At 45.7% G+C, this 26,296-nt stretch carries 22 protein-coding genes; 9 read left to right on the forward strand and 13 right to left on the reverse strand.

Annotated elements, in window-relative coordinates; translation table 11 throughout:
• Positions 1–210: transposase (locus tag L5L94_RS10450; protein ID WP_263163063.1), on the forward strand; the 210-nt coding region annotated here is incomplete at its 5' end.
• Positions 211–621: 411 nt separating this feature from the next.
• Here L5L94_RS10450 and L5L94_RS10455 read toward each other — a convergent pair.
• The 6 genes from L5L94_RS10455 to L5L94_RS10480 all read right to left on the reverse strand — a co-directional run bounded on the left by L5L94_RS10455 (position 622) and on the right by L5L94_RS10480 (position 7,986).
• Entirely contained in the window at positions 622–903 is a 282-nt protein-coding gene (locus tag L5L94_RS10455) for an SH3 domain-containing protein (RefSeq protein ID WP_263163065.1), read from the reverse strand.
• Positions 904–1,237: 334 nt separating this feature from the next.
• Positions 1,238–3,226 carry a GMC family oxidoreductase gene (locus L5L94_RS10460; RefSeq protein ID WP_263163067.1) on the reverse strand — a complete coding sequence of 663 codons (1,989 nt, stop codon included), beginning with the start codon at positions 3,224–3,226 and terminating at the stop codon, positions 1,238–1,240.
• Positions 3,223–3,753, reverse strand: a complete 531-nt coding sequence (locus L5L94_RS10465) for a hypothetical protein (RefSeq protein WP_263163068.1) — start codon at positions 3,751–3,753, stop codon at positions 3,223–3,225. Before L5L94_RS10465 ends, L5L94_RS10460 begins: the two co-directional genes overlap by 4 nt.
• 19 nt (positions 3,754–3,772) lie before the next feature.
• Positions 3,773–5,089 carry a hypothetical protein gene (locus tag L5L94_RS10470; RefSeq protein WP_263163070.1) on the reverse strand — a complete coding sequence of 439 codons (1,317 nt, stop codon included), beginning with the start codon at positions 5,087–5,089 and terminating at the stop codon, positions 3,773–3,775.
• Between the two features lie 983 nt (positions 5,090–6,072).
• A complete protein-coding gene (locus L5L94_RS10475; protein ID WP_028760209.1) occupies positions 6,073–6,540 on the reverse strand; it encodes a GNAT family N-acetyltransferase in 468 nt (155 codons plus the stop codon).
• Between the two features lie 516 nt (positions 6,541–7,056).
• Positions 7,057–7,986, reverse strand: coding sequence for a DNA ligase (locus tag L5L94_RS10480; RefSeq protein WP_263163072.1), 930 nt, complete (start codon positions 7,984–7,986; stop codon positions 7,057–7,059).
• Between the two features lie 280 nt (positions 7,987–8,266).
• On the opposite strand from L5L94_RS10480, the gene L5L94_RS10485 reads away from it, so the two are divergent.
• Positions 8,267–8,638: a diacylglycerol kinase gene (locus L5L94_RS10485; protein WP_028760259.1), complete on the forward strand. Its 372-nt coding sequence runs from the start codon at positions 8,267–8,269 to the stop codon at positions 8,636–8,638.
• Between the two features lie 10 nt (positions 8,639–8,648).
• On the opposite strand, the gene hdfR is transcribed toward L5L94_RS10485, so the two are convergent.
• Positions 8,649–9,518 (reverse strand): HTH-type transcriptional regulator HdfR, encoded by an 870-nt coding sequence (hdfR, locus tag L5L94_RS10490; RefSeq protein ID WP_212599819.1) that lies wholly within the window; start codon positions 9,516–9,518, stop codon positions 8,649–8,651.
• A 108-nt stretch (positions 9,519–9,626) separates the two neighbouring features.
• Here hdfR and L5L94_RS10495 point away from each other — a divergent pair, with 108 nt between their 5' ends.
• The 3 genes from L5L94_RS10495 to L5L94_RS10505 all read left to right on the forward strand — a co-directional run bounded on the left by L5L94_RS10495 (position 9,627) and on the right by L5L94_RS10505 (position 12,335).
• Positions 9,627–10,076: a DUF413 domain-containing protein gene (locus L5L94_RS10495; protein ID WP_028760261.1), complete on the forward strand. Its 450-nt coding sequence runs from the start codon at positions 9,627–9,629 to the stop codon at positions 10,074–10,076.
• A 20-nt stretch (positions 10,077–10,096) separates the two neighbouring features.
• Positions 10,097–11,098: a RimK family alpha-L-glutamate ligase gene (locus L5L94_RS10500; protein ID WP_113941500.1), complete on the forward strand. Its 1,002-nt coding sequence runs from the start codon at positions 10,097–10,099 to the stop codon at positions 11,096–11,098.
• Between the two features lie 373 nt (positions 11,099–11,471).
• Positions 11,472–12,335, forward strand: a complete 864-nt coding sequence (locus tag L5L94_RS10505; RefSeq protein ID WP_028760263.1) for a hypothetical protein — start codon at positions 11,472–11,474, stop codon at positions 12,333–12,335.
• A 139-nt stretch (positions 12,336–12,474) separates the two neighbouring features.
• Here the strand turns inward: L5L94_RS10505 and L5L94_RS10510 are convergent, their stop codons facing one another.
• Positions 12,475–14,097 carry a M28 family metallopeptidase gene (locus tag L5L94_RS10510; protein ID WP_263163074.1) on the reverse strand — a complete coding sequence of 541 codons (1,623 nt, stop codon included), beginning with the start codon at positions 14,095–14,097 and terminating at the stop codon, positions 12,475–12,477.
• A gap of 210 nt (positions 14,098–14,307) precedes the next feature.
• Here L5L94_RS10510 and L5L94_RS10515 point away from each other — a divergent pair, with 210 nt between their 5' ends.
• Entirely contained in the window at positions 14,308–15,333 is a 1,026-nt protein-coding gene (locus L5L94_RS10515; protein WP_028760265.1) for a GGDEF domain-containing protein, read from the forward strand.
• A gap of 105 nt (positions 15,334–15,438) precedes the next feature.
• Here the strand turns inward: L5L94_RS10515 and L5L94_RS10520 are convergent, their stop codons facing one another.
• The 3 genes from L5L94_RS10520 to pdsO all read right to left on the reverse strand — a co-directional run bounded on the left by L5L94_RS10520 (position 15,439) and on the right by pdsO (position 19,393).
• On the reverse strand, positions 15,439–16,146 hold the full coding sequence (locus L5L94_RS10520) for a class GN sortase (protein ID WP_263163076.1): 708 nt from the start codon (positions 16,144–16,146) through the stop codon (positions 15,439–15,441).
• Between the two features lie 10 nt (positions 16,147–16,156).
• Positions 16,157–18,475, reverse strand: a complete 2,319-nt coding sequence (locus L5L94_RS10525; protein ID WP_263163078.1) for a marine proteobacterial sortase target protein — start codon at positions 18,473–18,475, stop codon at positions 16,157–16,159.
• A gap of 87 nt (positions 18,476–18,562) precedes the next feature.
• Positions 18,563–19,393, reverse strand: coding sequence for a sortase-associated OmpA-like protein PdsO (gene pdsO / locus L5L94_RS10530; protein WP_263163079.1), 831 nt, complete (start codon positions 19,391–19,393; stop codon positions 18,563–18,565).
• Between the two features lie 258 nt (positions 19,394–19,651).
• Here pdsO and pdsR point away from each other — a divergent pair, with 258 nt between their 5' ends.
• The 3 genes from pdsR (at position 19,652) to L5L94_RS10545 (ending at position 24,026) form a co-directional block, all read left to right on the forward strand.
• On the forward strand, positions 19,652–20,344 hold the full coding sequence (pdsR, locus tag L5L94_RS10535; protein ID WP_006081337.1) for a proteobacterial dedicated sortase system response regulator: 693 nt from the start codon (positions 19,652–19,654) through the stop codon (positions 20,342–20,344).
• Positions 20,345–20,437: 93 nt separating this feature from the next.
• Complete coding sequence (pdsS, locus tag L5L94_RS10540) at positions 20,438–22,597, forward strand: proteobacterial dedicated sortase system histidine kinase (RefSeq protein WP_028760269.1); 2,160 nt, start codon at positions 20,438–20,440, stop codon at positions 22,595–22,597.
• 229 nt (positions 22,598–22,826) lie between these two features.
• Entirely contained in the window at positions 22,827–24,026 is a 1,200-nt protein-coding gene (locus L5L94_RS10545) for a cystathionine beta-lyase (protein ID WP_263163080.1), read from the forward strand.
• 190 nt (positions 24,027–24,216) lie between these two features.
• On the opposite strand, the gene L5L94_RS10550 is transcribed toward L5L94_RS10545, so the two are convergent.
• Both L5L94_RS10550 and yegD read right to left on the reverse strand, forming a co-directional pair.
• Positions 24,217–24,705, reverse strand: a complete 489-nt coding sequence (locus L5L94_RS10550) for a CreA family protein (protein ID WP_131525552.1) — start codon at positions 24,703–24,705, stop codon at positions 24,217–24,219.
• Positions 24,706–24,750: 45 nt separating this feature from the next.
• On the reverse strand, positions 24,751–26,217 hold the full coding sequence (gene yegD / locus L5L94_RS10555; RefSeq protein ID WP_263163082.1) for a molecular chaperone: 1,467 nt from the start codon (positions 26,215–26,217) through the stop codon (positions 24,751–24,753).
• Between the last annotated feature and the right edge of the window lie 79 nt (positions 26,218–26,296).

Raw genomic sequence — 26,296 nt, forward strand, 5'->3', positions numbered from 1 at the left:
AAATCTGTTATTCCAAGGCGCCGCTATAAGAATACACCTCAAGAAAGAGTCGATTGGTGCTTATATCGGTATCGACATTTAGTGGAGAATGCTTTTGGAAGAATTAAGCACTATCGAGCAATATCAACAAGATATGACAAGCTAGCAAGAAATTACGCCAGTATGGTGTCACTGGCGTTTATGTTAATGTGGCTGCCGATGTATTGCTGAACAACATTTGTACAGCAAAGATCAACAGACCCTAGTCACTCTGCATTTGGAATATAAGGCGCAGAGTTTGTTAAAGACAAGATGCTGATGACTTTTATATTCCAGCTTATAGTGCTCATTAATCAAGTTTAAAGTTAAAGCCAGTATATTGAATATACTGGCTTTTTTATTAACAGAAACGGAAAGCTTGTGCTAAAAAACACTTTTACGCCAATGACTTCTGCGTGCCTGATATAAGCTCTCAATATCCGCCAATCATCATCTTGGCACAATACACCAAGGAGCCATCTGGATTTGACTGCATAGCAAAGGTGCTTTAGTCGCGGGATAGATCTACCACTTCTTTCAAGTTTTCTAATGGTACCCACCCTGATTCTTCGCTGACAGCTTTTATACACCATACCCAGCCATTCAACATTCGTGTGCCAATGAGTTGTTCCCCTTCATGCACATTAAGTTCTCTTGCCGTATAGTCCTCAAGCGCCAGCCCGTTGGCATTTTTAGGCGCTGAATCACTTGACCAGGAACCCAACCAGCATCTTGCCCTGGCGTAGTGCAAAGGAACCAGAGATCCCAGCCTTCAGGGCCTGCATATTTGTCTCCAACGGTAAGAGGATCACCTTTTTTGAACGTAATGGGGTTAGGAAACTCACTTTCATGTGGATTGACAACGATATATTTCTTAGTAATCATGTATTCAGTTAACCTTTTGATAAATATTAGTAAAAATTAACTTTATTCGCTTATTAAAGCACGCCCAATTAACGCTCAGTTTGAGTGAAACTTATCAGTTTTCTATCAGACATACTATCCGACAACATACGCATGCACAGTTTTCAAACCAATTATCAGCATAAAAAACTGTAATATTTTGATTTTAAATACGATGACAATAAACTGCATTGTGAGTAGGAAAATGCCAGTTAGCGTAATATGAAGGTATATTCAGTTAGCCAAAAACCGCGCCAATTTGCACGCGGTTTTCAATGGAAATTAACAGCAAGCTAATGAATAATTACAACTTTTTTTAACTTATTTTAAGGTCTTCCAAAACATGATCTGCAGCCTGGAATGCCAACGCTGCCAAAGTGAGGGTTGGATTACCCGTTGCAACCGTTGGAAACACTCCGCTACCGACTAAAAACAGATTGCTATGGTCCCAAGATTGCTGACGAGGATTCACCACCGACGTATCTCTGCAGTCCCCCATTCGATACGTCCCCACAATGTGTCCAGCACCGTAAAACGTAAAATTATGGCCCTGATATTCAAAATTATTCGACGTTACTTGACTCTTATCACCATAAAATACCGGCGCAGGCGGAGCCTTGGTATATTCCCGCGCATCAAGGGCGTCAAAGAGTTTGGTCGAAATATCTTTAGCCGACACGAACGCATTGCGCACATAATCCTCCCGTACACGATAGGTTAATTTGGGGCGCGGCAAACCTAAGTTATCTTTCAGCGTCTCCGACAACTCGACACGGTTTTCCGGATCAGGTAATTGTTCAATTAAATAGCCCATACGAATTTGCCGTGTGTAAATACCATTCAAGGTATTCACCAGTGAGGCACCAAATAAGGCGCTATTCGCAGACATGGCGGGATCAAACCGTAATGGAATCCCCTGCTGATTGACAGAATCCCCATTTAATTGCGAATTATTTTGTCCAAATACAAAATCAGCTAAGGTCGTGAATGGATCATTTGCTGCCCACTGCCAACCTTCATTGCCGATTTCAATACGATAGGCGGCACGGTCTTTACGAAAGGCGCCATCACGTAAACTTTCGATACCCGCAGTAGATAAAGGCCCCCGAAAAGCATAGACAGGATCTTTCGCCAGACCCCAGGCCAAATACATAATGTGATCCATCAAATTACGCCCCACTTGATCGCTATGGTTGGCGACGCCGTTCGGACAGGCTTTATTACGTTTAGACATGAGCAATAATTTAGGCGTCTCAATCGCGTGAGCTGCAATCACATATTTTTTACCCGTAACGGTACCGCCGCCCGTCGCTATCCCCCCGTGAGTTTGATAGGTCACATAATCAATACCAACAACATCCTTTGTATTTTCATCCACTTGAACATTTGTCGCAACGTGACGATAAAACACATCTACATTGCCGGTTTGCAATGCTCGCCCGAGCGTCACAGTGGCATCGTATTTGGCTTGGATAGGGCAAATAGGAATACAATTTGTATTCCCCGCACATTGACGGCGTTCACCCGGTAATGAATTGCGCCCCTGAGGGGTTGGCGTGACTGACAATTGAATATTGTCGTACACCATATCGCTCACAGCTTGTTCATATTGTTGATCAACTAAAGATGAAACAATGCCAGGCATTGGGTAATCGTAATTCGGCCCATAAACACCATCAGGTGAAACATTAAATCCGCGATAAAGCTGATCCATCGCCTCTTTGTCACCGGCGACGCCAATCTCATTGGTCGCCTGTTCATAGTAAGGAACCAGCGCCTGATAAAATTGTTTTCCACCGGGCCAATCCACGCCCTGCTTATACTGGGTTTGCAACTCAAAATCATTGGGCAATAAATGCAAACTGGTTCCTAGCCAATGCCAAGTTGTGCCGCCGCCAATACGCTCATAGGAACTAGCAAAAGCAAACTTTGCTTCAGGGCTGTCAGGTTTCAAATGTTCAGGCTGCGGCGTGTAATCGAAATAACATTGCTTTGGATTGCGCCATGCGCCAATTTGCAACACGGTATAACGCGGCACATTCTCCTTCGCAGGATCAGGCAATCCGAGTGGATTATCCGCCGTCGATGCCGCTGGATTTTGTGTGGTTGGAGGATAAGGTGACTCAGGTGTTTTGGCATTGGCTTTAAAGAAGGTTTCCATGTAACCACTGCGGTCAACAGGCACTTCCTGCCCTGCTTCGAGGATTAATACTTTTTTCCCCGCCATCCCCAATTGATAAGCCATGATAGAGCCGGCAATACCTGATCCCACAATAATGACATCGTAATTGGTTTGAGTGCTCATACTGCACCTCCTTGATGACCCGTATATGCCGACAGTACAGCAGGTGGTTTCGCCCAATAGCCATAGCGATAATTTGAATCCCCCATCGGATGAGCCTGCATAACTTGCCAGACTAAACCTGTGGTATAGCTTTTTGCCGAAATCATATCGCTAACTGTGGTCTCCGGATCTTTATCCGTCGCGGGAATAATGGTTGGCCATGCACCTGAGTACCACATAAAAATCAATTTACGACAGGCCAACACAAAATTAGCTCCGTTGTCTGGCGCCAGCATTTGCGTACCAATTTGTTGATCTGATAATTGCTGCGCTTTTAACGCCGCAAATTTTTGCAGAATAGTTGTAACTAAAGTTGGGTCCTTCGATTCTTCAGTTATTTTTTGCATAAACACGGCTAAGTATTCAGATTTAATATCCACGGGATCCAATGTCGGGGCAATAATACTGGTAGCAAAGCCGGTTAATACCGCGCTCAACCCAATAAAATGATTCATAGAGTCGGCAGTCGCGCCTGTAATATCAGTCATGATGAGTTCCTTTCGTAAGTTATTGCGCGCGTTGCAGCAAGTAAGTGAAATCTGCAAAATTACCGTTAGTGGTTGCCGCATTATTGTGACAAGCCATACAGCTGCTTGATGTTTGCTTTACCGAACCTTGGATATAAGTTTCGAGCGTGGTGTTCGCTAAAAATGAGGGAGCAGGCACGCCCGTTGGATCGGTGGGATTTTTGGCATCGGTAGGCCATTGCGTACTGATCAATTCGTAGTTCTTCCATACCGATCCCGGCACTACAGCGTCGAGTGCTGCGTGATAACTAGCATTTAAGGCTTTAGCGTCGGCAGTGATAGGAATAACGCGTTCCACTTGAGTTGGTTTAGTGTGCGGGTTTGCCGGATCCCACGGGCGTGCTGGGGGTTCATTCACTTTGCAGTCAGTACATTTAGCATCGTAAAAATTATATGCCGACAATGATGCTGACTCACCTTGGGTTGGCGCGTTAGCGACATGCTCAAAGGTAGACCAAATCCATTGTGGTTCACCCGTGGTTTTGTGAGCAATGTGAAACCCCACTAGACCGACTTGCTCAAGCGCACAAGCGGGCTTGACCCCGTGTTGCTCTTCGGGATTGTTATAAACTAGCGCATAAGTCGTATAGTAATTCGTCGCATCAAACTTGCCGCCCATTTTTATCCATGAGGCCTTAAGCATGATAGAACCTACCTGCCCGGTTTTACTGTCGCTCGCGGTAAAATCGACATCGGCATTAAACTGTTTCTGTCCTTTTTTACTGTAAAGGTTATTGTCCAAAATAAAATTGAACATGGTTTCATTGGTTAATATTTCATAACGGGTATAAAGCCCGTTTTGATCAATCAATGGACCCGTTGTAAAAGGCTCACCACTTTCATCCAACACATTAGGGGTCTTCCCTACTTGCGTTAAATAAATAGTCCCTTCAGGAATGGACTTTGGATCAATACTTTTGCAAACATCCGGCACATTATTGGACTGTTCCCACCCAGGTGGCTTTACGCCATCGGGTAAAAAAATATCTCGGCTTTCTTTCCAATGCAGCCACACGACTGGCTGGTTAGTTTTTTGCCCAATGGTGGACATGGTATTGGGTGTACCATCGGCATTTGCTGGCCAGTTAAGTGCAATAAACGATTGCCAAGAAAAATCATCAAAATCATGTTGCAGGCTTTCGAGTGAGAACGGGGGTTTTGCAGTGATTTCCAGCGGCATAACAGGGCTTAACGTGGGTAGCGTTATAGCTGCTTTTGTCTCTACTGGTGCTTCTGCATGTACAGCAGCACTCATACACAAAAAAAGCGCACTATAGCGAAAAGATTTGATAGACATGAAATTAACTCTCCTTGTTATTGGGACTTATTCAATGCTTAAAACGTTTACAACTCCACTTTCTTTAACGACTTAAAATCAGGGCTTTCACAACACCCGCCACTGCAGGCGTGATGTCACGATACAAATAGCTTACAAGACTTGACCTCAACCAAATCCCAATAAATGGGTTTCGATATTAAAATTGAAGTTTGCTGTTTTGATCGCAGTCTCTGGCTTACTGAGCCGGTCTGAACAGATTGATTGATACGGATAAATATTAACGTCTTTCATTGAAATTCCTTTTCATGATTGCGTTTTATCACGATACCTTGAGTCTAGATTATTCATTGAGGATCACCTCAAATGAACCTAGTAATCTCAGTGGAAGGGTTAAACACTCCTGTGTTCCCGTAGTGAAAATAATTCTATTCTGCAGAAAGAAAAGTAACCTTCTGAAAATGTTCCATGTTAAAAGATTGTTTACGTTTCACTTATTGTCAAGCGTGAGGCAGGAGGTTTATTTTATTTGCAAAAAGGCTCGCCGCACGACACAGCGGTAACAGCATAATGTGATATCAAGAGTTCAACATTGCTCTGAAGTCTGCAAGGACCAAGCGTGGACAAGAACTGACTAAGCGATCGTAAAATCGGTCGCAACCACGTGCGGCCTATTCTTATTTAGTAGCCATTGATTCAACAATATCTGTTAACGTTTGGAAGATTTCGACTCATTTTCATCATTAGATTCTGTAAAGAGTAAACTCAGCATCTGATTATATGGCCCTGCTAGTGACTTTAAATAAGCACTTTGACTGAAACAGAACACAACTTGTTCTTACTGTTGAAACAGGAAATCTATTTTCTTGTACTGACGAAAACTCTAAGATTAAAAATGATGCCATTTGGGGATGCTTTGACCTACTTAGGTAGCCCTGTGAAATATGATCATATCGTTCCACTTGCTTCCCACAATTGAGCCGCAGTGTACCTTCACAAACTTGTTATTCACCGATGTTTGTGCCCATAACCAATACATTTATACCTTTATAATTCACTTGTTCTATAGGCTTAAACCCATGATGTAAGTACAAACCTCCAGTTAAATCTTCTGTTTGAAGATATAATTTTTTCACACCTATTTTATGTGCTAGCGATATTATCTCTTTCACAAGTTTTGAGGCGACACCCTGTCCCCTAGCCTGCTGAGTGACGTAAACACCACCAAGCCAAAATTCAAATTCTGGGTATATGTCCATTTCTCGAATTTTTAGCTCTGCTGAACCAGCAAGAACACCATTTACTTTTCCAATGATCAGAATAGGCGCGGTATCTCGATTTATTGATGCAGAGACTTTTTCAACGACTTCCTCCTTGGTATAGCTACCATTGTCTTGGCACCATTCGTTGAAATACCAACTAGCTACCGTGTCTATCGCAGAGGGATTATCGGCAAGTAATGAAATTTCCATATATGTCCTTAGATGTACAACGATTTGATTTTCTTTATGAACAACATCTTACCAACTTAACCTTGCAAGGCAAGCAGCCCACAACCATTGATGTTTGTAGTCAAACTATACTGGGATTTCCACTGACTTTGATTGCTGTTCCGATAATCTCACCACGCCAGACCTAAAATACTATATTGCTAATTGAATCGCCTCCCATTAATGAAGCACAGTCAAACTCGACCGCAACGGGTTACCGTGTTTCGACGTTCACATCCTCAATAAATCTTGGCAGTGGCTTCATATTGTCAAACCGCCATAAGTGAAACATCAGTTTGTTATCCTTATTCCTTACAAAATCGCGATTGTCATCAGCACTACAACCTACATCAAAGTTATGCAATCCATCTGAGCTGGATTAGCGCTCAGTGCAAACACGACTCCGCCATCGCTTTTGTACGCAGTATCAGCACAGCTCGCGGCAGGCTTAATAGACAGCAAGCAAAGTTATATCTATTAATAACGTTATGATGATGTTTACTTTGCGGTGGCTTTACTACTTGATTCGACATCACTGCGTGCCCGCAGGAAACTGGCAAACCGCGGTAAACCGTTAACGGTAAGCCCAAGGTATTTATAGGTGATGATAGTGCCCACTGCGGGGGGATGTTGGCGCTCTGCGAGACTAAAACCTGTGCCAATACTAAAAATTCGGCCGTCTGGCGTTTGCACTTTTAATGCGCCCATCTGCCCTGCAAATTGACCTTTACCAGGGATATAAGCGATAACAGTAGCTTCAGCATCATAATAAGGTTTTAGCTTCATCAAATGAGGATTGCGGCCACTGATATAAGTCGCAGAACTGCGATGCAGCATCAAGCCTTCGGCGCCTTTTGCAACTAAGGCATCGAGTTTTTGATACAGGGCTTCAAGGCTTTCTACTTGGAACTGCACTATGACTTCAAGATAATTCGATTTGCCACTCAGTTCAGTCAGCGCAAATTGATAGCGATGCTGAAAGTCGCCACTCGCCTTGGGGACATCGAACACCATAAATCGCACTTTGCGCCAATCATCATCCTTAGCCGAAGTTTGTCGAACTAAACTCGACATCGCTTCAAACTGGCCTCGCCCAAGCCATAATTCACCATCGAGGGGATAATTCGGAAAATTCGCAGTAAACCAAATGGGTGCGGCGATGGCATTTCCCTGCCGAGTGAATAATTCCTTGCCATTCCAGTAACCTCGAACCCCGTCGAGTTTCTCACTAATCAAAAAATTTTGAATATTAATATCTTGCGAAGTTCGAGTCGCATCAAACTCGGTAGCAAGTTGTATGGCAGGAGGTGAGGTGTGTGCGTTAACCGAAAGAGCTAAACCGCAAAGTATGAGCAAGCTGAGCTTAAAAGCACTAAAACGGATGAAATGATTAAATGTTAAATTTCGTAACGGGTTTGTATGAGTCATTCCCTTGCCCACGCTGCAATATATCCTTCATCAAGCTTAGGCCGCACGGCTAAAGTTGCACTAAAATAACCGCAAAAGTCACTAACTCCCTAAGTTAACAACGAATGTTGATGATCAAATTTGCTCAGTTAATTGTTTATGCACTTTTCATCTCAGGCTATACTGCGGCCAAATTTATGACTCAGTCAAATGTTAACAAAGACAACAGTAGGGTTTATTCCCCACTGTTTTGAATGAGCAGAACCTCAGCGCTTTGTCGCTAACGTCAATTGGAAACACTATGAAACCAGCCAATAATCACGGTATTAAGCGCATATTCAGAGCGACGGGATTTTCGATGAAGGGCCTAAAGGCCGCTTGGATCCACGAAGCCGCCTTCAGACAGGAATTAATCTTGACGATCGTCATGTTACCCGTAGCCTTATGGGTTGATATCAGCACTATTGAACGCCTTATGCTGATTTTCACGTTGTTTATCGTGTTGATTGTTGAGCTATTAAACTCGGCAATTGAAGCTGTGGTTGACCGTGTCGGCAGTGAAATACACCCGTTAAGTGGCCAAGCCAAGGACATTGCCTCGGCTGCCGTCTTTATGAGTCTTGCGCTTTGTGGATTAACTTGGCTGGTTGTATTAACGCCGCTAGTGCTTTAATTCTTAGTTTCTAAACCGTCGCATGAACAACCATTGAGCCATCGTCCCTTAAAAAGTCAATGGCTTGTTTGATCTGGGCTAAGCGGTCATTCTCAGCCCAATACGCAAGATACACATTTCGTGAAATGGCATTCGCGCCGCTGACGAGATGCAATTCGCCGCCGCGCAATGCATGTTGCACTAGATGCTCAGGTAAAAATGCGCAGCCGCCATTATTCAAGATGAAATCTAACGCAATACGTGCTGAACTCGTGTGCAGCGTTGGCACTGGCAGCGAGGCATATTCCTGCGCGTGAACAATATTGAACGCCGTACCCCAATCGACTTTTACATATTGCCCCGGCACAACCGCTTTTACCGTTTGACCTTTTAAGCTCGACACCAACAACAAATTAATTTGCCCCAGTTGTACTATCTCAAATTGATCAAGCTTTGGCGGATCGAATGAAATCGCAATATCTAAGGTGCGATCCATTAGCTGACGCGTCATTGCATTCGCGGGTAGCACTTCGGTGCGCAACGCCACGCCTGGTAAACCGACATGCAATCCCTGTAAATAACCTTGCAAGTAAGCGTCCCAAATATTCGGCCCTGCACCAATGGCAAGCTGCGTTGTCTGTAACTGGCTGAGGGAAACATCTTGCTTAGCCCGCTCCCATGCTGTTAACACCGCTTCGGCATGACCAAGCATACGTTCGCCTGCTGGCGTGGGCTGAATATTATTACGTTGCCGTTCAAATAAGGCGACACCCAAAATGCTCTCAAGCTGTTTCACCCTAAAACTCACAGCGCTTCGGGTGAGATAAAGATTCTCAGCCGCTTTACCAAAATGGCGAGTACGGGAGACTTCGAGAAAGGTTTTTAGTAAATCGGTATCCATAAAAATTCTTGACCAACATAGGCAAATTTTTTTGATTTATAAATCAATAATACTAGCCAATACTCCAGTTGCAAATCTTTGTATATCAAAAACTAGAGGGTATCTGCCATGTCTGAACAGTCTTTTTTTAACGCTAACAAGGGTTCTGAGACGTTTAACGGCTCAGTTGCTGCCAGTTTTGTCTCTCAAAAACGTTTCTACGACGACGCTAATTTCCCCAAAGGCTTTAAACGAAGCGGCGATTTTACCAATAAAGAAGCTGAACTCCTTGAATTGCATGGTCATGCGATGAAGAATTTAGCGGAAGGAAAAACGCTGCCTTGCACCTCTGATGAAGCCCAATTTGTTGAAGTCGCCAAAGGAAATATCGCGCCCAGTAGCTTGTTAGAGCAGATCTGGGTAAAGTATCGCAGGCTCGCCATGGGGAAACCCTTTTATGCCGTGGTTGGTACAGTGCATTTGCCTGCAACCAAGCCCGAGATAGAAATAGAGGCTGAGGCTGTATTTGATATTGAAGATGATGTTCAGGATGAACCTGAACCCGAGGATAAAGAATGAAGATTAAGGTTTGCTACTAAATGCGTGGTTGGATTTTATATAAAGAAACCGCGACTCAGCTAAAACCTGAATGGTATGAAATTGAGCGTCTACTGGCGGCAGCAAAAGCCGATAACATAGAGTTGGAAGTTTACGCACCTGATGAATTTGATCTGACTGTCACCAGAGAAGATAACAAGAGTATTTTATTGAATGGGCAAGCCGTCGAGCTGCCCGATTTTATCATTCCGCGAATGGGCTCAGGCACGACCTACTTTGCTTTAGCCATTATTCGTCACTTAGAAAGATTAGGGGTATATTGCCTCAATCCATCTAAAGCCATTGAAATCGTTAAAGACAAGTTATTCTCCCAACAATTGTTGGCCGAGAAAAATCTGCCTACGCCTAAAACCATGTTGGTTAAGTTCCCCGTCGATATCGCCCTCGTAGAACGTCATCTCGGTTTTCCTGTGGTGATAAAAACACTTTCTGGCTCACAGGGCAGTGGTGTGTTTTTATCCCATAAGGCGCGTGAATTTGACGATTTAATGCAGTTGATTGAAGCGACCAATAAAAATGCTAACATCATTCTGCAAGAGTTTATCGCTAACAGTCATGGGCGCGATCTACGCGTATTCACTATTGGTGGTCGTGTGGCGGGTTGCTATGAAAGACGTGGTCAAGAAGACAGCTTCAAAGCCAATGTCAGTGCCGGTGGTTCAGCGCGTCCATTTCAGATCACTCCTGAAATTGAATGGCTTGCCACCCAAACAGCCAATATCCTCGATCTTGATGTTGCAGGTATCGATTTATTGTTTGATAACGGCCATTACAAAATTTGTGAGGCTAACTCATCTCCAGGGTTTGAGGGCTTAGAGTCCTGTTTGAATGTGGATATTGCCGCGCAAATTTTGCATTTTATTCGCATCCGTTTAGGCATGTTTAATAAAGATGAACCAAGTAGCCCAAAAATCGTGGCTGATAGCGTAGAGGCTGAGACTTCTACCCCGTCACCTCTATCGTCCTCTATCGAGACGAAATAGAAGTACTAGGACATATCAATATCTAGCGGGATCGTACCGCTAGATATTCTCAATATCGATGATTCTCCACCATGTTTGTGTCTATATCCATTTGTATCTCGCCCCATCCAACACAACAATCCTAAAGCCGTTCAGGAAGCACTTGCCCTTAGTCTTTCAATCCACAATTGATGTGATCGCTCACTCAAATTTCATTCAACCTCACGAGAACCAGCTCTACTTTTGTTTTGAATCACAATTTTTTGCATTTTTCAAAACATTTTGTTCACATTAAAAAATTTGCTGTTAAACTCCAAATGTTGTTTTTTTATGGCACTAAATTCTGACCTTATCGCTAAACATAATAAGAATAATGCAGGAGTCACTCCTTAACATGTCGATCCGCCTATTACCCCTAATCATAGCGTCACTGCTCAGCACTCAAGTGCAAGCCGATGATTTTACTATTCAGTTAGGCGGCTTTTATTCGCAATCAGACACCAATATGGAAGTCACTAACCCTATTTCGGGTAATAATTTCACTTTAGATTATGAGTCCGATCTACAACTTGCAGAAAACGAATTTTTACCCTTTATCGAGTTAAATTATCACTTTAACGAACGGCACAATATCTACCTAGACTGGAAACAGCTTCATCGTAACGCCGAAACCCAAGCCTTAACCAAACCCTTCCAGCTCGAGATTAACGACACCATTTACGATATCAAAGCAGGCGGTAATCTAAATTCAACCTTAAACATTGATGTACTGCGCTTCGGCTATGGCTATGATGTATTTCAAGGCAGTAACTATGATGTCGGTCTATCACTTGGTTTACATACTATGTTTATCAAGACAGGTTTTGAAGGGGTGATTGGTGTTTGCGCTTCATCGGAATTACTCAATAATGTCTGCGGTAGCCAAGCAATTCCGCGCATTGTTGACGAAAATGTCACTGCGCCACTGCCCGACATTGGCATATATGGTCAGTATGAATTTGTTCCCGGTTGGCAAATCACCAGCCATGCACAGTATTTCTATATCAAACTCAATGATGTCAAAGGCGAACTGGTTGATATTAAAGTGGGGGTTAATGCACAAATCACCCCAAACTGGCGTATGAGCGTGGCCTATAACTACTATAAAGTTGACGTTGATATCGCCCAAAATTCGCCGAATAAAGATACTCAAATCGCCGATTACAACATCTATTACAATTTTATTGGCCCTATGCTTTCTATCAGTTATTCCTTTTAATTTTAATGCTATAAAAAATCTCTTCCCATATTGTATTAAACACCCCTTCTCGCTCAAACAGTTGCCCGAACCCTGGCCCAAATTAGTGCTAAAAAATAAGGGCGCCTACTGGACGCCCTCATGATCCAACCCATTAAACCTATTTACGGCCATCCTGCTCACGTTTGGCTTTAAAGTCTGATGATTCAAGCCAATGGGGCCAATCTGAACCATTCGCTAAGGTGGTTATCATACTGGCGATCAAGTCTAGGTCTTGACTCACCCCCTCCAACGTCCAATTTGGATCATAATCATCGGCTCCTTGGTGATATTTATGCGCAATATAGTCAGGATCTGTATCCCCAAGACTCATAAATAACAATCCTGGTACACCTTGCTGGGCCAGCGCAAAATGGTCTGATCTAAACATCAATCCATTCTGTGGTCTTGGATCCGCTTTTACCGAACGGTCTTGGACTTTGGCGGCTTTATCTAAGTATTGCTCCAACTCAGATACCCCTTCCCCATAGCGCAAAATGTAATCCACGCCTTTATTTACATTCATGCCATCGATATTTAAAAAGGCGACGATATTTTTGGTTGGCACACTGGGATGCTGAGCAAAATGCTGTGCACCAATCAGACCCGTTTCTTCTGCAGTAAAGGCACTGAAGAGCACCGAGCGATCCAGTGCCGCCGTGCTAGCCTGCTGTTTGAAGTAACGCGCTAACGCTAAAACCCCCGCCACACCGCTGGCATTATCGACCGCACCGTTTAAAATCTCTGACTTACCGTCTTCAATCACAGTGCCAAGGTGATCCCAATGGGCATGCATCATCACCACTTCGTCGGGGCGCGTTTTACCGGGCAGTAAGGCCGCGACGTTATGGGACTCGGCGCGTTCAATTTTATTGTTTAACGTGAGCTGCGCGCTCAGCTTAAGTGGGATAGCCTTAAAGTTTGGCTTGGCTGCTTGCTGTTTTAAGGTATCAAAATCCAATCCCGCTTTGGCAAAGATTTTTTGTGCGGTTTCGTGCTGAACCCAGCCCATCACGCCCACTTGACCTTGGTTATTATTGGCATCGACCAGAGTAAACTTAGTCCCTATGTTGGAGTTTTGCACCACTCCCCAGCCATAGGCGGCTGGCGCGGTTTCATGGACAATAAACACGGCCTCAGCGCCTTGACGCGCCGCTTCCTCATATTTATAAGTCCAGCGACCATAATAGGTCATAGCATTACCTTTAAATATTGTTGGATCTTGGGTCGCAAAGCCGGGGTCATTCACGAGTACGATGACCGTTTTGCCTTTTACATCTAGCCCTTGATAATCATTCCAGCCATATTCGGGTGCATTGATACCATAGCCAACAAATACCACATCGCTTTTATTCAGGCTCACGGTGTCGGCGATTCTTTGGGTTCTCGCAGTAAACTCACTACCATTAGCAAACTTCAGCCCACCGATATCAAGCTGCATGTTTTGATCGGCACTAATTTGCGCCAAAGGAACCGCCTGTAAATAGCTATCGCCAAATCCGGGTTTGAGACCCATATCTTTAAATGCTGTCACTAAATAGTCTAAAGTTAACGTCTCACCTTCAGACAAGGGCGCGCGTCCCCCAAAAGCATCGCTCGCTAAGGTTTTCACATCGGTTCGGTATTGCACGAGATCGAGACTTTTCACAAATGCCGTTTCAGCAAAGACAGGTAATGAAATAGTGGCCAACAGACTTGTGGTTATGATTAAATTTTTCACAACTTTCTCCCAAGTTATTATCATTATTTGGTTTTAAGGATAGACTTTACCATATCATCTTTAATTTATGATGGAAGTCTTAGCGCAAACGGAGTCGCTGCATCCAAGAGTAAACGGTAATCATGTCTCCATCTGACCGATATTCTTGTCGTTGACCTAAATCTGACTGCAACAGAATAAAAAATAGCGAAAATTTTAAAATATCCGTGCATTTTCATTAAGTAAGGTAACAATATGTCGCTAGAGTTATTACAAGCCGCTGCACTGAACCTCAAAAAAGCAGTGCCTCTGATGCTCAAACATAAAATTCCGACTACACCCGTTAACTATGCGCTTTGGTACACTTATGTTGGTGAACAAAATCCCGAATTAAATCAACAACTCGATACTGTAATTGCCCAATACAACACTTGCCCTCCTGTCAGTAGCGAAATCTTGTATCGCCAATATGTTGCCGACCCAGTTGAACTCGATGTCAGAGAAATGCGCCAAAATCTGGATGCTATGGTGACTGAGCTTTCCCAATCACTCAAAGATACCAATCTAGATGCCAATGACTTCCAGTCGCGTATCGAAAGTAATTTTGAAAAGCTCAACCGCATCGAAGACGAAGGCTTTAGCGTCGAACAAGTACTCGATCTGGTCCGCAGCTTAGTGAAAGAGTCGGACAATATTCGCTCGAGCACAGAGTTCTTTACCGGTCAGCTGCAGAAGGCTCAAACCGAAATAGACGCACTAAAGAAAAAACTTGAACAAACAGAAAAAGACGTTCTCTACGATGCACTGACGGGCTGCTTTAATCGCCGCGCCTTTGACACTGATTTTGCAGGAATGATAGCCCAAGCCCCCTTAGGCACTTGTGTGATCTTGGCCGATATCGACCATTTTAAAGTGTTTAACGACACCTATGGCCACCAGCTCGGCGACCAAGTGTTACGCGCCGTGGCGAAACGACTACAGGAATCCTGCCGCGATGGCACGAAACTGTATCGTTTTGGCGGTGAAGAATTTGCGATTATTGTCCCTAAAAGTCAGCTACGTATCGCAAGGCAACTGGCCGAAGCTATGCGCCGTGGACTCGAAAAACTCAGTTTAAAAGACAGACGCAAAGACGAACGCATCAATAATATCAGTGCTTCCTTTGGCGTCGCCCAATGGCAAGAAAAACAAACGGGTATGCAATTGATTGAAGCGGCAGACAAATTACTTTATGAAGCCAAACGCTTAGGACGAAATCGTGTGCTGCCTATCAGTAACTGATGGTTATAACTTAGCCTGAAGCCGATAATTCAGCTTCAGGCTAAGATGATTAACAAAAGAGCATTTTTTTGAAAGCTATATGAAGGATTTAAATTAGATTTCAGATTAATGTTTGAAACTGCGAGAAACAGTTCCAATATTTCCTTGCACGCCACTCCCTATTGAAACGGATGCATTCGTACCGTGTGTTTCCATCGACTCATTTTCGACGGGGATCGCCTGCACCACAAACCGCAGTTCAGCACCGCCTTGAAGTGAATCGAAGGGATAACACGTAATTAACGTTAAGCGATTATCATCGGATGGCGCCATAAAGTGAGTTTCTGTTTCATGTACGACCTGAGTCGCCACCACTTCATAAATAATGTGATTGCCTTTAAGCGTTTGTAACGATAATCGACGCCCCACGGCCATGCCATTGAGTATCGCAAAATGCGTATCCCTGTGGCCGGCAATCACAGTATTGCCTTTTTGCCCCGCTGGCGCACTGGACAACACCAGACTCGGACCAAAGGCCAAATTTCGCCCAGAAGCCCCCGCAAGAACATATAAACTGTCATTAAGCTCTGCTTCAATATTGTTGTTCGCCGCCACTTGCTCACGATGAATAGACAGCTTTGCCACGGGATAGGTATCCGCCCATGACCAAGGTTTATGGGATTGGCCATCAACCAAGGTTTTAGTCCACGCCTGTTCAATCAAATACTGGGCAAAGTGTGCTTTAGCTTGCATATAGAGTCCCTTTCCTAACAATGTTGCGCCAATTAAAAATAATCCCACCACTAAAAATCGCTGTGTTCTGCTTTTGCTCATCGCGCTTAACTCATCGTTCACTGGTAAGTGCCACCAAGGCCGCCTTCTCTTCCCGTCTTTGTCGAACAATCGATCCAGTAAGAATCAAGGCGAGTAGCAAGGTCAGCGCACCTAATAACATATCCAAACGGCTTGACGTCGCGGTTTGCGGCAAGGCGCCAAAAGGTTGCCAACCTAAGGGCAAGTGCTGACGAACCACGGCATCACGGCTCATTGCAGTTGAATCAATTGGGGTTAAGTCCACCGCCACTAAGCTGGTATAGGCGCTGACTAAGTGATAATTCATTGATAAGGCCGTCACTTGCTGTTTGACCTTGTCATCATTCGCGCCATTTTTACTCAACTCCAATGCACCAATCTGTTTACGCGCCCACAGCAAATCTAAACCCGCACCTTGATGGGTCATCAATCCTGCGGAGTTGTCCTGCAGCGAGAGCGACTGTTGCCAGTTTTGATGCCCTTGGCGTCCTGAAATCACTAACTCCTGTGGCTCACGGGCGCTGCGCTTTAGACTCACGAGCACTGGCTCACCGCGGTACAGATCGGCAATCGGTGATGGCCAGTAATCGGGCACACTGCCATCATCAAAACGCACTTGAATATCGGTTAACACTGGATATTGAATTTTGCTGAGTAAGGCGCTGATCTTCTCATCGACTTCATCCACTTTGCCAATATAGGTAAAAGTGCCACGACCGAGTTCAGCCGCCCTTTGCATAAAGTGAGAATTAGGCGCCGAACCTATGCCGACAGTAAATAGGCGACTCTCACCAATTTGATAGCGGATCAAATCAAATAACGCTTGTTCATTGCCCACAGAGCCGTCGGTCATAAAGATCACTTGGCGCAAAGGCTGCGTTGCATCAAGCGATACACTGCCCAAGGATTTTGGCAAGGCAGCGTCCAGTGCTAACGCCATTTCAGTGCCACCATCGGCCTGTAAACGGCTCACAAATTGACGGGCCCGTGACAAATTCGACGAAGTCGCCGGTAATGGTACTGCTGAGAACTGAGATAAACTGGAGTTAAATTCGATAATGTTAAAACTGTCCTCCGGCTTCAGTCCTTTTAACGCGTATAACAGTGCATTTTTAGCTTGAACGATAGAATCCCCCGCCATAGAGCCCGAAGTATCAATCACTAAAATTAATTCACGGGGCAAACTCGTCTGAGTACTCTTTTCAACCTTAGGAGGCAACACCATGACGAGACTGTAATTATCATCATTTACGCCGCTGGTTTTACTTGTCTCAAGTGTATCCTGAGACAGATTTTCGTCATCGAGCTTATGGGTTTTACCTTGCTGATTAAACACCCAAGCCATTGGGCTCGTGCCCTGCTGTACTCGCCATTGCAGCACAAAATCCCGATTAGCGGGCACACGTTGCGCCAGCGATACATCGACCGCGCCGCTGTTGTCTTGCTTGAGTTTGATGTCATGGTAAGGACTCTCAATGGACGCCTTATCAACCCCCTTTGCGAGTAAGACTTGAATGTCTGCCTTCAGCACAGGATCGCGTCCACTGGCGCCGTCCCGCACTGGTGCCACAATCCGGTCAGCATCAAACACCTGCGAACTTGTCACTCGGCTTGATTGGCGCACCTGTGCCATAGGATCATGTGAGTCGCTAGCACTTGAATCCGATGTTAATCCCGGAATATAACGGGGCGCGACCACCAGCGGAAAACGTAAACTAAACAAACCATCTTCATATTTAATGGTCTCCTGATAACTGATTTCTACAATCAGCTCCTCTTGAGGTGCTAGGTTTGCGACTTCGGTCGTAAACATATTAGGCCGCTCTTGGCTCACTAAGCTGGCACGTTTACCTTCAGCTTTCGCTTGCTCAAAAATCTGCTTGGCATCGGCCTTAGGATGAATTTGCCCTTCGATCACTCTCTGGCCTATATGTAATCGCAACGAATCCACCGCAGCCTCATTGGGCAGCGGGAACAAATATTGCCCATTCAACACAAATTCAGTGTTGTTGCGAAAAACCTGTTTCACGCTCACGCGATTACTTAAGCCAGAGACTTGCATCGACACTTGTGTATCGAGCGGCAAAGATGGCTCCCAAGCACCGCTCGGCTGGCGATAAAGCAACAGCCCCTGCGTGATATCATCGTAATTAATGATGTGTGACTCTGCCGTTCTGTGAGCACTATGTTGCCCGACCAATGCCGAAGCCATATTCTGTGGCGCAGACAATGTGCTGGTACTATTCGGCGAAGCTAATGCCACAAAGGGCAAACCCCAACACACGGCGGCACTGATCAGCAATACCGCTACCGCTTCACTCACTTCTTTTACCCTTTTCCCTGTGATCATCACAAAGGCTTCCTCTATTAACAAATATGAACTGATGTTGGTTGTCGTTAATATGAACGACGTAAAATGGACAGCTTAAATTGACCGCTAGTCAGCAGCGTGCCTGGCCGTCAAGGCTAAATGAGGCTGTAGTGTTAATGTCACGCGGCGGTCGAACACATCCGATTCTCTGTCTTGGTCGGCTTGCAAAGGCGATAAAGCGCCAAAGGCTTGAGTGGTCATACGCTCGGCAGTGACGCCTTGCTTAATCAGGTAGCCACGCACCTCCAGTAGACGCTGCTCAGAAAGGGCTTGGTTGTAACTCTCATCACCACGGCGGTCGGCATAGCCCTTCAGCTCAAGATTGAGTTCTGGTGACAAATTCATCACCTCAGCCACATCATCTAATTGAGGCAAAAAATGCGATTCAACCTCAGAGGAACCGGTACGAAACTGTACGCTAAGCCCCAAGGCGAGTTCACTGAGCAATTGACGTTGCGCGGATAGCAACTCATCCAGCTCTTGCTGCGCCTTGGTATATTCGCTCGCCCGTTTTTCGGCGGCTTGCTGTTTTACACTCCACTCGGATAACTGGGACTCTTGTAAATGGATCTGTCTTTGCTGAACGTGCAGTGTGTCTGTATCGCTGACTGATTTGCCAATCAAGGTGCCTGTGAACGCACCAATAATGGCCCCCACTGGACCACCGACTAACGCCCCTACTAAGGCTCCACCACCGAGACCAATTAAGGCTTCCGGTTGTTCGTCCTCGCTTGCGTATTCGTCATCCATCGCGATACCGCTAGCATAGGCATCATTTTCTAGGGTGAGGTCTTGTCCTATCACTTGGTTTTGCAGTGAAACCCGCGCCGACACACTGGCTACAGGTGCGCTTAATAAACTCAAAACCAATAGATTAATTAGTGTCTTTTTCATCATCTCATTCCTTTTTGATTATTAGCTGAGCTTGGACTCGTACCTGAAGCAATCCACTCAACACCACATCAGGTCAAACGGGTACAAAACTGAATGGGGCTATTAAACACAAGTGGAATGGCATGAGCAGGGATGGAAAATGGCAATACAACTATCAATTGTGGCAACAAAATGGCAATTGCATTTGTGGCCTTTTTTCTCGGGTAAAATCCTGTATAGTCACGAAAACTTACTCCCCAAAGTCAATAGGAATACGGCTCTATGAAGCGTATCGCCATAGTGGAAGATGAAGCGGCCATTCGCGAGAATTACAAGGACGTGCTGCAACAACACGGTTACAGCGTGCAAACCTACGCCGACAGACCATCGGCCATGCTAGCCTTTAATACCCGTTTACCGGATTTAGCCATTATCGACATCGGCTTAGGTAATGAAATTGACGGCGGCTTTATGCTATGTCAGTCATTGCGCGCCATGTCGAGCACGCTGCCGATCATCTTTTTAACCGCCCGTGACAGTGACTTTGATACTGTGTGTGGCCTGCGTTTAGGCGCCGATGATTACTTGAGTAAAGAAGTGAGTTTTCCCCATTTAACCGCACGCTTAGCCGCATTGTTTCGACGTTCTGAACTTGCGGCCAGCCAAACGGCGCAGGAAAACTTGCTCGAACGTGGCCCACTGACCATTGATGCCAACCGCATGCAAGTCTATTGGAACCAGTTACCAATCGAGCTTACCGTGACCGAATTTTGGATGGTGCATGCGTTAGCCAAACATCCAGGCCATGTACGCAGTCGCCATGAATTAATGCAAGAGGCTAAAATCTTTGTCGATGACAGCACTATCACCTCCCATGTGAAACGCATTCGCAAAAAGTTTATCGCTACCGCGCCAGAGTTTGATTGTATTGATACTGTCTATGGTATGGGTTATCGCTGGGACAGCTTAGCCTGATCTATGGCTTAACCAACCTTTAAGCGCGCGGCGTTGAACCAGATAACCTTGGATGAATGAACTTTTAAACCCATTAATGCTGATCCCTAACTTATGACACGTTTCCCCTTTGGTCTACGCACTAAAGTCATCGGCCTTAGCCTGTTCTTGCTCTGCCTACCTTGGCTGGGGTACCAATATGTGTGGGAAATGGAAAAGTATCTTCGCCACGGACAAGAACGCACCTTAGAAGGCACTACTCAAGCACTGGCCACCGCGCTGCACGAGCGGCCGAAATTGTTCGATGGGCAAGCAAGTTTTTTAAAGCAAGTGGAAAAAAGCCGCGATCTATACGCCTATCCACTGGCGGGGGCGATTTTGCTCGACGGCAAACTCAACGAATGGCAGGAATATCAGCACAGATTTATCCAATACGGTGAGGCGCACCAAATTATGCGTGCCGATCCGAACGCCCCCCTGACCTTAAGCTTTACCCACATGGTCGGCCAATACGATGGTTATCTGTATGCTTTTTTTCAAGTCATTGATCCAACCGTGGTACTGCGGGGTAAAAATGCCCTTAGTGTCGATAGAAACGATCATCTCTCGATTGCAACACTCGCGCCCGACAATAAATTCAAACGCTATATCGTTGCCACGACTCAACCCGGCTGGATCAGCGCCTTCGAATTACCCGCTAATCCTAAGCAAACGGTGCCTGTTACACCTGAGGTACGTATCCAAGGACAATGGGCGACGACAGATGTGGGCTACAATGTCGAGCTGCGTATTCCCTTAGACATGGTCGGCAGCAAACTCGGATTTGCCATTGCCGATGTCAACGACAGCAAATACCGTGATGTGGCTGCAGTTGTCGGCACCTCGGCGTTAGACACGGTCGACAATCTCGGCACTGTGCTGGTACCATCACCGGAAATTGAAAGTATTATCAAAGGCATGAGCCACTATAGCTCACGTATTTGGGTGGTCGATAAACACGGCCGCGTACTGGCAAAATCCGGTGACATTCGTGCTAATGACAGTGTATGGACCCGCACCTTAGAAGATGAAAAGAGCACCGCGCTGTGGGATACCTTCAAGCGTGATTATCTGCATCCGCTGTACTATAAAATTCTCACAAAACCGCCCAAAGACTTTATTGATTCCTTGCAAGATTCCACCGAGCTTGACGGCAGTCATATCCAAAAAGCCCTCGCGGGTCAGCAAAGTTCGACTTGGCGGTTAACCCCAGACAACAAAGCCGTGGTACTCGCCGCTGCGAGCCCCATTTGGATTGATAACAATGTGATGGGTGCCGTCGTCGCCGAAGAAACCACCCACGGTATTCGAACTCTACGTAACCGAGCGCTGGAAAAACTCTTTAACGTGATTTTGACCATAATGAGTATGGGCACCTTGGCGCTGTTCTTCTTCGCCTCGAGTATTTCTAACCGCATTCGTAAATTGCGCGATGAAGCCGAAAATGCCATCGACAGCCAAGGCCGTGTGCGTAATCACCTCAAACCGTCGAAGGCTCGGGATGAAATTGGCGATCTGTCCCGTAGCTTCTCTAGCATTGTGGGACGACTGGGTCAGTACACTCACTATCTAGAAAACATGTCGTCGCGCCTGTCCCATGAGTTGCGCACGCCCGTGGCTGTGGTGCGTTCATCCCTTGAGCATTTAAACCTGCAGACCTTAGATAAAGACACGCAAAAATATGTCGACCGCGCCCAAGAAGGTGTCAGCCGCTTAAGTATGATTTTAAACAACATGAGCGAGGCAACACGCTTAGAGCAGAGTTTAACGCAGGCCGATATCACTAAGTTCCCACTATCTCAAGTGGTCAGCGGTTGTATGCAAGGTTATCAAATGACCTATCCAGAACAAGGCTTTAGTGTGAAAGTGCCCGAGCAACCACTGATGATGCAAGGTGTGCCAGAATATATCGCCCAGTTAATGGACAAACTTATCGCCAACGCCATTGAGTTTTGCCATAAAGACAGTGCTATCGAAGTCACGCTCACCCAAGTGGGTAAGCAAGCAACTCTGCTTATCAGCAACTTAGGACCTGAACTGCCCATTGATATGTCGGAGCAGATTTTCGATTCCATGGTGTCGGTGCGGATAAATCAAGCCCAAGATAAACCCCACCTAGGCTTAGGTCTGTATATCGCGCGATTGGTCGCCGAGTTCCACCAAGGACAAATCCTTGCCCGTAATCGCAGCGAACATAATGGTGTGGATATCCTTGTTACCTTACCTTTAAATTAAGAACATACGGGCTTTAAGTTAAGCGTGTTACAGCTTTTAAGCCCTGCGTCATAATCTCAACAGCTAAAATACAGGAGGCCAATAACATGAGCCAAACTCATCACGCGCCTCCTGTCATTTATGCGGGCAGATGCTAAGATGACCGCCATAACAATCGATAAGAAACGCCAATTATTCTCCCAAATTGTTCAACCTATTCGTTCAACCTAAATGCCAAGGTAATGATCCAATGACAGATAAACATCATCAAGCCACCCAAATCGTCAGCTTAGGTCGAGACAAAAAATGGACCAAAGGCGTGATCAATCCGCCCGTCTTTCGCGCTTCGACTATCGTCTTCGAAACCATGGATGAAATGCGCCACGCCGCGAAAAATAAGACCAATGGCGAGATGTTTTATGGCCGCCGTGGCACCCCAACCCATTTTGCCTTTCAGGCCGCGATTGCCGAACTAGAAGGCGGCGTCGGTACGGCGCTGTATCCTTCTGGCGCTGCGGCGATCAGTGCGGCGCTACTGTCATTTTTAAAAACGGGCGATCACCTGTTAATGGTTGATAGCGTGTATGAGCCAACGCGGGATCTGTGCACCCATATTCTCGGCGGTTTTGGTATCGAAACCACTTACTACGATCCGCTGATTGGCGCAGGCATTCGCGACCTCATTCGCCCCAATACTAAGGTACTGTTTTTAGAGTCTCCGGGTTCCATCACCATGGAAGTGCAAGATGTACCGACCTTGTGCCGCATCGCCCACGAACATGGGCTGATCACTATGCTGGACAACACTTGGGCCTCGCCCATCAATAGCAAACCCTTTGAAATGGGTGTAGATATCTCAATTCAAGCGGCGACCAAATACATCGTCGGTCACTCGGATGTGATGATAGGCACGGCCACGGCCAACGAAAAATACTGGCCACAATTACGTGAACACAGTTATTTAATGGGACAAACCACATCGCCAGACGATGTGTACCTTGCTGCCCGCGGCCTACGTACCTTAGGCGTGCGTATGGCGCAACATGAAAAAAATGCACTGCAAGTAGCCAACTGGTTGAAAAATCGGCCAGAAGTCGATCATCTACGTCATCCCGCGTTTGATACATGCCCTGGGCACGAATTCTTTAAACGCGACTTTAGTGCCTCCAACGGCTTGTTCTCCTTTATCTTAAAACAGGGCGATGCCGATGCCGTCACCGCACTGGTTGAAAATATGAGTCACTTTAAGATGGGCTTTTCTTGGGGCGGCTACGAGAGTTTAATCCTCGGCATTTTCGGCATTGAAAAAATCCGCTCAGCGACTCAATGGAATGCGAGCAAACCTTTGATCCGTTTACATATTGGTTTAGAAGATCCCGCTGATTTAATCGCCGATCTCAGTGCTGGGTTTGAACGCTTTAACGCAGTATTGGCGGCCAAAGCTAAGTAACAATATTTAATGTGCTAAGTGCTAAGTGCTAAGTGCTAAGTGCTAAGTGCTAAGTGCTAGCAGAATATAAAAAGGGGCGGAATAAATATTCCGCCCCTTCTCTTATCGATACTGACACAAATACGAATGTTTACTGCAATATCATTATGCTTATAGCAAATAAACCGCTAAACCATAAACTCTAGGGTGATTAATTCGCTTTCGTTCCAATGCTTAATGCAGGATCGACCCAAGCCGCAGAGCCATAAAGCGGCACTGTTGAGAGCGCATGTTTATGGCTGCCATTGGTCTCTTTCGTCGAATAGGACAAATACAACAGAGTCTGATTTTGTGCATCATAAATCCGGCGCACTTTTAATGACTTAAATAAAATACTCAGGGATTCAGTGAAAATCACTTCGCCGTGTTTCCCCATGTCTATCTTCGCCAGATCGGCCGCAGTAATTGGCCCAGTTTGACGGCAACTGATCCCCATATCGGACGGATCAGCAAAATCTAAATTGGCTTCGATACGACTGATATGGCAAGTCACCCCAGGTATTTTAGGATCGTTTTTAGCATCAATAATCACATCTTTAGTGGTAAAAAGCCCTAAGCTCACCTTACCCACATCGTCACCACAACCTGCAAGCAATAGACCTACAGAGGCCGCAAACGCACACTTCAACAGAGTTTTCATTCATACATCCTTTTACATTAGTGCTGATATGCTAGCGCTTATATATTAATGCGTAGCGAATAGCTTTTGTGCCCAGCGGGTTAATCCGGCTGTCACAGAGCCAAAGTGATCGCCGACCACGACCGGAATATCGGGATAAATACCAGCGATTTTCGCATAAATCGCAGGGCTACGTGCCGTACCACCCGTCACGTAAATCACATCGGGTTTGCACTCTGCTTCAGCGGATAAATCCTCTGTTGCTGAGCGGTTTACCGCGACATTTGTTGCAGCCAAAGTTTTTGCAGCTTGCGCGAGCGCTTGGTGCATCAGGGCTTCCACTTTCGTCAGCGACGGCTCAATGGCATTTTCAAACAATTCACGACTCACACCCGCGTGCAGCGCCGCTTCGATAAAATCCAGATTAACATCTGTATTATCGGTATCTGACAGCGCAATTTTCGCACGCTCGGCTTGGCGAACCAGTTGATAGCTTAACTGCTGCTGTTGCACCTTTAACAATCGCTTCAGTAACTGTGGCTGCTCGGCTTCTTTAACCAATTCATCAATCAATTTACGGCTACTTAAGGTACTGAATTCTCGCTGGGCGCTAATATCATTCACTGCGACCGCATTCCAAAATGTTTTACTGGGCATAGGTTTGCCATTGATCATCAAGGAACCTAAACCAAAGTGCGGCATAAAGGCATTCATTGCAAGAGCGATATCGAGATCGTTACCGCCGATCCGCTGGCCGCTGTGACCGAGGAAATCTTCACTGCGATCTGCTTTTTGTTTATGGGCTGGGCCCATTTTGACAACAGAGCAGTCCGTTGTACCGCCGCCTACGTCGACGACCAATACCGTTTTGTTGTCGGTCAAGGTCGCTTCATAATCCATCCCCGCCGCTAACGGCTCGAACAGAAAATCAACGTCAATAAAACCCGCGCGTTTTGCCGCTAAGGTCAAAATGGCTTCGGCCTGACGGTTACTCTCTTCTCCGCCTATGCCTTGAAAGTTCACCGGACGACCAATAATCGCATGGGTGATCATCGCAGTGCTCCCCTGATTAACAAGGTCCTTTTCAACTAACACAGATTCGGCGCGCACTTTAATGTGCTGCATCATCAGGGTAACAATATCTTCAAACAGGGCCACTTGTTCGGGTCTAAGCCCTGTCGCGCCTAAAAAGGATTTTGGCGAACGGACATAGAATCCCTCCTCCGGCATCTCTAAATACGCGCTCACCGCCTGCTCGCCAACAAATACAGCCTGAACATCGGCATCGAGATCTAACTCATGGCGCACCATACGGGCGCGACTCAATTGCGCGGCGCGCTTTTTGGCGTAATCGGCTTTCAATTCAGTGGGAAGTCCACGATAAACCGCCTCGGCGATCAGTTCCCTGTCCATCGCGTATAAGGTCGAAGGCAAATAAGCTGATTGCTCTGATAACGCCAATAACTGCACACCATCATCCAGCATGATCCCTACGGCGCAGTTAGCACTACCATAATCAAATCCAACAAACATACCTTTTACTCCCGCGATAAAAAAGCCGAGCAAGATAACATAGTTTGCGATAATGCCCAAGGAGTTAACACTGACGGAT

The sequence above is a fragment of the Shewanella sp. SM21 genome (assembly GCF_025654335.1).
Classification (GTDB): Bacteria; Pseudomonadota; Gammaproteobacteria; order Enterobacterales; family Shewanellaceae; genus Shewanella; species Shewanella oncorhynchi.